This is a genomic window from Anthropogastromicrobium aceti (genome assembly GCF_020687335.1).
GTDB classification, from domain to species: Bacteria; Bacillota; Clostridia; order Lachnospirales; family Lachnospiraceae; genus Anthropogastromicrobium; species Anthropogastromicrobium aceti.
Genome location: NZ_JAJEQN010000038.1, coordinates 24,063 through 32,940 on the forward strand (window position 1 = coordinate 24,063; position 8,878 = coordinate 32,940).

Below are 8,878 nucleotides of genomic sequence, written 5' to 3' on the forward strand. Positions count from 1 at the left end.
TAAAATTTTTACTTTCAAAAATATTTGTAATATCAGAACGGACGTTTTGCAATATGAAATTTATTATAATGGGATCGCAGTATATTAATCCCATTGCCATAATATATTAATTTGTAAGCCAGCGGGACGGGAAAAAAGCCAGTGTACCTGTCCCACTGGCTTCTTTATATCAGTTTCCATTTTTTTGAAACCTTTCATATCATTTTCCCGACATATATAATAGAGGCACAACTAATAAGTAAATAAATCAATTTAGTTTAGAAAGGATTTTTTATTATGAATGACGAGGATATTATTGATCTGTTTTTTGATCGAAAAGAATCCGCCATTTTTGAAACAGATAATAAATATGGAAATCATTTGTCAAAGCTTGCCATGAGAATTTTAAATTGTCATGAGGATGCCGAAGAATGCAAAAATGATACTTATTTTGAGACCTGGAACACCGTTCCACCCACTCGCCCCACTAATTTTCTTGCCTATTTAATGCGTATCTGTAGGTGTGATGCCTTTGATCGTATTGAATGGCAAAAAGCTAAAAAGCGACACAGCTGTATTGTTGAATTAACCTCAGAAATGAGCGAAACTATTCCTGATACAAAACTTAAAAGTGGAATCGAAGAATGGGAGCTTGGACAAGCGTTATCTGTATTTTTAGAATCACTTTCTGCTCCTAGGCGAATTCTTTTCATGAAACGCTACTGGTTAGGATTGTCGATTCGAGAGCTTTCTAATCAATACGGCATACCAGAAAGCAACATCAAAACACAACTTTACCGGACACGGGAATTATTGAAAAAATATCTTAAAAAGGAAGGAATTTACTATGAATGAATTGATCATGCGCGCGTTATCCTATGTTGATGATCGCTGGATTACAGAAGCTATGAGTGATTATGAAACAGTGAAAATGAAACATTTTTTTCAAAAAGAACGCAGAAAAAAATATCTCTGTACTGCCGTATGTATTGCCGCTGCTGCCTTTATTCTGTCCATTTCTCTTATTTGGTCTATAGTACATAAAAATATGAACAATCATCTGGACAATCATCCTTTACGCCCTACATTGGTGGAAACACAATCAGAATCGGAGTCCTTGCTGGAAACAAAGTTTGAGCCAGAGTCAGAAATTACTACTGAGATGCATTTAGAAACCACAGCGCATCAAATTTATATAAATCGCGATTTTACCTCCATCACCTATGGGTATGCAGGCAATACATTTTCAATAAGCGATTCTGCTATGAAAGATCGGCTTTGTTCTGCAATTGAAGCACTTTCGCTTCAAGAAGCATCTGACGAGGATCTTGCAAACTACGAAAGCTTAACTGGATCGTATCTGATTGAATTTGACAATGGTATCATTTGTGCCTTTACATCACAGTACTTTTATTATTCAAATGGTGCACAAACTGAAGCCCCAAAATTATACCGATTATTGAATTCAGATGATTTCGATACGATTCGCAGACTTGTGGAGGAACTCATACAATGATTCGAATCAAAATATCACACTCAAAAGATAAGCAATTTTTACTATTTGCAATCTTTTTTCTTATTATTAAACTAATTTTAATGAAAGATGTCACTATTTATGCTATTACAACTGCATTTGCCGATGATCAACTAATGGTTCATATCGCTGAAAAGCTGTTACGTCTAAACTGGCTTGGTGGTTACAACCATTATACATTAGCTAAGGGTTGCTTTTTCCCATTTTTTCTGGCGGTAGGAAAGTTTTTTCACATTGATTTTATTTCATGTGTACAGATTTTCTATGCACTTTCGTGCTACCTATTTTTGAGAGCCATTCGACCAGTGATTTGTTTTCAATGGACGATTTATCCTTTTTACCTGCTAATGCTTTTTAATCCGATTATGGCATCCTCTGAAGTTATTCAGCGAGTTTACCGAAACAGCATCACACCTGCTCAGGTTCTTCTTGTTTTCGGTGGACAATTAGGCTTTTATTTGCGATATCAATATGGTAAAAAATTTTCAATGAAATGGGCTATTGTGACAACCTGTGGATTTATAAGCCTTTGGTTCAGCAGAGAAGATACCATATGGGTTGTTCCATTTCTTATAGTATCGGCTGTTGTCATCTTTTTGAAAGCAATTATTCATGGATTTTTTCATAATGTCACATGCAAAAAAAGAGTTCAATACATCATCATTTTACTTCTTCCATTTCTCGCATTACCTGCGTGTCGTCTTCCGATTACGCTGATAAATGGAGTTGTGTACAACAGTTGGACTGACAACGAATTAACCCACGGTGCTTTTCCTAAAGTAATGAAAGCATTATATGCTATTGATATGGAAGAACCTACACCTTACACGTCTATCGGCAGAGAAAAAATCGAAAAAGTGTATGAAATCAGTCCGACACTTGCTTCAATACAAGATTCTCTGGATGCGGTGATGGATTTATATGCGGCTCAATCAGGACGCATCGAAGAAAATAAGAAATGCGGGAATGTAGAAAATGGCTGGTTTTTCTGGGCATTGCGTGATGCAGTTCAACTTGAAGGATATTATAAAGATGGGCGAACAGCAGATAGATTTTATCAAGCGATTTATAATGAAATTGAAATAGCTTTTAAAAATGGAAAGTTAAGACAAAAAGCCACTATGCCATCTGCTTTGATGCCGCCATGGCAGCCTGGAATGCTGAGCAGCTTATTAAGTACTATTGCCCAAGCAGATGCTTATGTTTCCTCTGAAAATGAACTTTTCCTGCTAGATCGCATCGCAGTTGATGACGGCAGTGACGGAATTGCCCGTTTTGAGTGGATTACCGGAAGGCATGCAGTGAGAGCAGTCTCAAGTATTGATTCGTATATATATTCTGATTCATTGGCATATATTGATTCAAATTTTTCCTACAGTTTTTTTAACTCGCTGGCTGGAATTTTCCGAATTATTTCAATGCCACTCGCTTCGATTGGAAAAATTTGTTCTCTGATTTTATTGCTTTTGTTTTTTATCAAAAAACAAAAGCAAAACGCATCCATTCTTCTTATGTTATCTGGCATTGCAGGTGGACTTCTATGTTTATATGCTGGAGTTGCCTACAATGAGCTTCGCTCTTGTTCTTCGATTGCTTATATGTATCTTTGTGGTGCATATCCATTGGCTCAGGTATTCTCTGTTCTTGCAATTATCGCTGTCGTGCAAACACGGATTGCTTTTAAGACTATTAATTTAATAAAAATGGAATAGAAGAATACATAAATATTCAAGAGGCAAAGCAGAAAATCGCAAAATAATTGTCCTAAAAAACAAAATAAAACAGAAAGGCATACGATTTAAATGGATAAAATTGCTGTACTAATTCCATGCTACAACGAAAGCATGACCATACAAAAAGTAGTAACTGATTTTAAGATGGCTCTTCCTGATGCCAAAATCTATGTATACGATAATAATTCCAGTGACAATACCGCTTTGCTTGCATCACAGGCAGGAGCAATTGTCCGCCATGAGCCTCAGCAAGGAAAAGGAAATGTTGTCCGACGCATGTTTCAAGAAATTGACGCACATTGCTATATTTTAACGGATGGTGATGATACATACCCAGCACAGGCAGGTTTACAAATGGCTGATATGGTATTAAGTCAGCACATAGATATGGTAATTGGAGATCGCCTGTCCTCTACCTATTTTCAGGAAAATAAGCGGCTTTTCCACAATGCAGGAAATATTTTTGTGCGAAGTACAATTAACCGACTTTTTCATAGTAATATAAAGGATATCATGACTGGATATCGCGCTTTCAGCTATCGTTTTGTCAAGACCTTCCCTGTGCTGTCTCAAAAATTTGAAATTGAAACAGAGATGCGCATTCACGCGATTGACAAACACCTGCAAATCGAAAATCTGGCAATTGATTATAAAGATCGCCCTACTGGCAGTGAGTCAAAATTAAATACTTACTTCGACGGTTTTCGTATTTTAAAAACGATTCTAAATTTGTACCATGTGTATCGTCCTCTTGCCTTCTTCGGGGCAATTAGCTGCTTCCTTTCAATCATTGGATGCATTTTAATGGTTCCCGTGTTAAAGACATACTTTTTAACAGGACTTGTTCCGCGTTTTCCAACCCTTATCGTAAGCGGCTATTTGCTAATTGCCGCTTTGCAGCTCTTTTGTGTCGGTCTAACACTACAAACAATCTTGAAAAAAAATCGTCAGGATTTTGAACTTGAGCTATATCGGGTTATGGAACAGGAGAAACGCACTATTATGTAATTTATACAATAGTATATAATCTGTGTTACAGATTTATATAAAACTTATTTCACAAGGAGGAAGAACATGAAAAAATTTCTTAAGAAGGGACTTTTGAATTTAGAAATATAGTATTTATAGATAATCCTGATATTGTAATTTGCTTTAGTAGGGAATTAACGAGAAATAATGATCCAAGATATGTTATTCTTAATAAGAAAACCAATGTTGTTATTGATGATGCTCAGGGGGTAGGATATAGGAGTATTTCAAAAGCAAGAAACTGTTTTAAAGCAAAAATAAAATGGTCACAAAAAATGACTAAGTAAATTGTATATATGATTATGATATGGTAGGAGGTCTGTCCCTACCAAGGAGTGCGAACATTAAGCACCCATAAAATTGCCGTGGGGTTCGCACTGCTGAATGAACATGTCAATATTATTCTATGCAGTAAAATTTGGCAATTTATGCAGGAATATGCCATGTAATAACTGTGCATTAATAAGAGTTGTGTTTTTTTCGCGAGTTGTACTTTAAAGAACTGTGCGGTTCTGCCGAAACAACTCAGAAGAGTAAGCGGAGCAGAAGAGGGTGAATATAGGGACACCAAAAACGTATTTAAGAAACAACTCAGAAGAGTAAGCGGAGCAGAAGTAGTACAAAAGTAAACGGGGTTTCGCTTCAAAAAGAAACAACTCAGAAGAGTAAGCGGAGCAGAAGTTTCTTCATATATATCCTTCTTTCTGCAGTTCTTTGAAACAACTCAGAAGAGTAAGTGGAGTAAACAATTATCATAAAATTTTAACTATAATAATATAAAACCAGCCCGGCAATATACGTTGTCGGGCTGGCAGTGTATAAGCTATGCTGATATTACTCCTGAATCGTCATAACACGGCATTTTTTTCGGCAGAAGGAGATGCCATATTTTATTATTTTATTGAAACTTCGATTGCGAAGTTCCTGTGTATAGTTTTTATTTTTTATCTGATTTAAAGCTTCACGACAATCCAATTCAAGATCTCTTTCTTCAGAACTGTATTTGAGTTCAATCACAATTCCAAGTCCAATATTTGTATCGGTATCGTTTACTTCAATCATAATATCGCTAAAGCCATCACCGGACTCGCGGTTTGATAATACTTTCCAATCACGTCTATACCCCAGAATTCCAATCATAAGTCCGTGGTAGAAGTTTTCATGAAGCGATTTTGCAAAATTATCGCGCACACTAATGGTTTTTGACATATATTCTGTTAGAATTCGTTCAACAGCAGAGGCATTACAAGTCGTTAGCGCATTACAAAAGTTTCGAAAAAGTTCTCCATTTTGAGAGACTTCTTTGCGAAAGAGCGTTAGCACGCGTTCAATGATAATATTACAGATTTCACGGTTCGGAACCGCAAGGCAGTAGTAGCCATCGCCTACTTGTCCGCGCTGTGTTAAGTAACCGGTCATAAAAAGTGTACTCCACAAATTATCAATATTAGAATATAAATCTTTGTAAGTTACCATCTCATCGACTTTTTGAATGATTGTTCCGCCATTGACTAATTGCTCAAGCTCTGTTTTTGTAACCATTCCAGGATCATTGATACTATCAATAAAATGATTAATAACATCATTTCCACTGGTGTTCATCCAGTAATTTTTCGGCTTTGAATTAGGGTCGTCAATAAGATCATCACAATAATTTACAACGTCCCAAGGACAATAGACGTCAGCTTCCCCAAAGCGATAGCCATCGTACCATTCCTTCACTTCATCAAAGTGATCATTCAACTCATAAGCACATAACATTGCAAGTACCTCTGAATTTGTGAATCCAAAGGCTTCATCATATTGTTTATCTGTGATGGAATATACCTTGAAGTTGTTAAGCCCGGTAAAGATACTTTCCTTTGCAATCCGTAGACATCCAGTTAAAACTGCAAAAGCAAGGCTCTCATTTGTCTTCAATACATTTCCAAAAAGATTGCGTATCAGAAACGCCATTTCATCATAAAAGCCATTTTCGTGAGCTTTTGCCAAGGGTACATCATACTCATCAATAAGAACAACAACTTTCTGCTTATAGTGCTTTTCGAGAAGTCGAGTCAGCCATCGCAAGCTTGACCCCATAACCTTTTGACTCATTTCGTCATCTAGCAGCCTAGCAAATCGTTCTTTTTCGTAGTCAGTCAGAAAATTACTATTTTGCAGAAACTGAAAATCAGAAGCGCTTTGATTTATGAGTTCTACCAGCTGATCGAAGGCAGCCTCGTAGGAAGATGCATTGATTCCTTTTAGACTGATTGCGATGACAGGATATTTCCCCATATATTTTTCACAAAGCTCAGTATTTTGAGAAATATGCAAACCAGTAAATAATGTAGGATCCGTTCCAATTTCAAAAAAGCTTTTGAGCATACTCATATTCAGGGATTTTCCAAAACGCCGAGGACGAGTAAAGAGTGTCACTTCGCTTCCTTTTTCAAGAGCCTGTTCAATTAATGCAGTTTTATCTACATAATAATAGTTCCCTTTGCGAAGCTTTTCAAAACTGTCGATTCCGACAGGAAGCCTTAATCGCATTTCCATGTACGCGTCCCTCCTTTTTCACCTTTTGATGTTACAGTAATAAAATAACTCATTTTAATAAACTTATCATAGCACACATTCTAATATTTGTCATTGAATTTGCCATTCAATAAAATATAGCCCCCTTATTATACCGGAACCTTAAATGTGATCATAGTGCTTTGTCCCGGTATGCTGTTAATAGTCAGTCCAGAGCCTTCGCCATATGCGAGAATTAGCCGATCGTGAACATTTTTTAATCCATAACCGGAGGAGTCAGTCGTCAAAAGGGTAGAAAGTTTTTCTTGTGGAATACCTACACCATTATCCATGATCGTAAAATAAATCTGACCCATTACGTTTGTGACAGTGACAAATAATTGACCACGTTTTGTCTTGTTTGGAAGGATACCGTGGATAATTGAGTTTTCGACAAGTGGCTGCAAAAGCAGATTGGGAACTTCGATTTCAGGAAGATTCGGGTCAATCTGGTACATCACGTCAAAGATGTTGTCGTGAAGCAGACGCTGAATATCAATATAAGAGGTCACGTTTTTGATCTCATTTTGCAAAAGCGTCTCAGATTTTCCCTTATTTAATGTTGTACGGTAAAAAACGGATAACAGCTGAGACATCTGACTGATCTCAGGCCGGTCATTCATCAGCGCTTTGTTATTGATTAACGACAGACAATTATACAGAAAATGAGGATTGATCTGAGCCTGCAAGGCTTTAAATTGCGTCTTCTTCAATTCAATCTTAGTCTGATAGTCCTCTCGGATCAGTCGGTTGATCTCATCAATCATGGCTTGCAAGTTATTTGTCAGATCACCAAGCTCGTCCTTACTGTCATCGTGAATGTGGTAGTTAAGATGCCCCTCTTTGATGCGCTGAAGATAATAGTGGAGGGCACTGATTTTCTGTTCAAAAAAGCTTGTGAAAAGCTGAGTGATTAGAAAAATAACAACGACACAGAAAAAAAGAATCGCGATAATAATTCTTCCCATCTGACGAACCGAGGCAAAAATCATCTTTTCCGGCCGTTCAAGTGTTACATTCCAACCACTAGAATCCACAAGATCATTTCTTGTCACCCACTTTCGAAAATCGCTTGCATTTTCCAAGATAGAGTCAGACTTATAAGAAAAAAGAGTCTGAGAGGGTGAGTCTATCTGAATATGAAAGTTATCGGCAACTCTATCAAGATCTCCAAAGAAAAGATCGGCATTTAACTGGATTGCAATGTAGTTTTTTGAGTATGAGCGAATATAGGTGAGGTACGGTTCGCACAGATACTGTATGATAAGCAGACTTCCATCCTTCTTTTTGTACCAAGTTGGTTGAGTAGAAATTTTGTAAGGTGCATACCAACGTTCACCCTCTAAATCACTGATTGGGCGAAGCTGTTTGCCGTGGGTCATGGGGCCGTCGGCATTGTAGATTGTGATCTGTCTGATTTCAGGATGCTGCAAATAGGTGGCATTTAAAAAGACATCCATCGTATAGTTTAGATATTCGTACTGATCGTAAGCATTCGCATCATTGTAGGAAGAAAACTGTGCAAGTACATTTGAGTTTGCCAGATAAGATAGTAAATTCTGGTAGATGCTTATTTTGGAATCAAGCGAGTCTGACACAGAGGTGACAGTGGATTCTAGTGAGGATAGCTCGCGTGCGCGAAGCAGCTTGATTGTCTGGTTGTAGCAGAAAAATCCCATGACAGAAAGTGGAAGAAAGCTGACTAGAATGCAGAGAAAAACAAGCTTGCTTCTATACTTCATATCATCAAATTTTTGCTTGATTTGTTTTACAAAAGTCGGGCGGGAAAGCCAAGAAACTTTTTGCAATTATCGGACAATGATGTCGAATTTTGTCGAAATGTTGTACAGGCAACTGCTCGTTGTGTGCTTGTGTCCTTGTGTGTTGTATGATATACTGTTTATATCAGTAAAGAACATATATTCATATTCGCAGTTAAAGGAGGGCACATATGCATACGGTACAGATTCTGTTAAAAACATCTAAATACGAACGCCATGAAATCGATCGTCGTTTTCATGCATTGGCACATTTGCATAATGTA

6 protein-coding genes are annotated in these 8,878 nt (G+C 37.2%); 4 read left to right on the forward strand and 2 right to left on the reverse strand.

Annotation, left to right across the window (positions count from 1 at the left end; translation table 11 throughout):
- The first annotated feature begins 276 nt into the window (after positions 1-276).
- From LKD48_RS12905 to LKD48_RS12920, 4 genes are all read left to right on the forward strand, one after another.
- Positions 277-834 carry an RNA polymerase sigma factor gene (locus LKD48_RS12905; protein ID WP_308732209.1) on the forward strand — a complete coding sequence of 186 codons (558 nt, stop codon included), beginning with the start codon at positions 277-279 and terminating at the stop codon, positions 832-834.
- Entirely contained in the window at positions 827-1,495 is a 669-nt protein-coding gene (locus LKD48_RS12910) for a hypothetical protein (RefSeq protein WP_308732210.1), read from the forward strand. Before LKD48_RS12905 ends, LKD48_RS12910 begins: the two co-directional genes overlap by 8 nt.
- On the forward strand, positions 1,492-3,225 hold the full coding sequence (locus tag LKD48_RS12915) for a hypothetical protein (RefSeq protein ID WP_308732211.1): 1,734 nt from the start codon (positions 1,492-1,494) through the stop codon (positions 3,223-3,225). Before LKD48_RS12910 ends, LKD48_RS12915 begins: the two co-directional genes overlap by 4 nt.
- 90 nt (positions 3,226-3,315) lie before the next feature.
- Complete coding sequence (locus LKD48_RS12920; protein WP_308732212.1) at positions 3,316-4,254, forward strand: glycosyltransferase family 2 protein; 939 nt, start codon at positions 3,316-3,318, stop codon at positions 4,252-4,254.
- Positions 4,255-5,109: 855 nt separating this feature from the next.
- On the opposite strand, the gene LKD48_RS12925 is transcribed toward LKD48_RS12920, so the two are convergent.
- Positions 5,110-6,816: an AAA family ATPase gene (locus tag LKD48_RS12925; protein WP_308732213.1), complete on the reverse strand. Its 1,707-nt coding sequence runs from the start codon at positions 6,814-6,816 to the stop codon at positions 5,110-5,112.
- Between the two features lie 128 nt (positions 6,817-6,944).
- Positions 6,945-8,576 (reverse strand): sensor histidine kinase, encoded by a 1,632-nt coding sequence (locus LKD48_RS12930; RefSeq protein ID WP_308732214.1) that lies wholly within the window; start codon positions 8,574-8,576, stop codon positions 6,945-6,947.
- Positions 8,577-8,878: the final 302 nt, after the last annotated feature.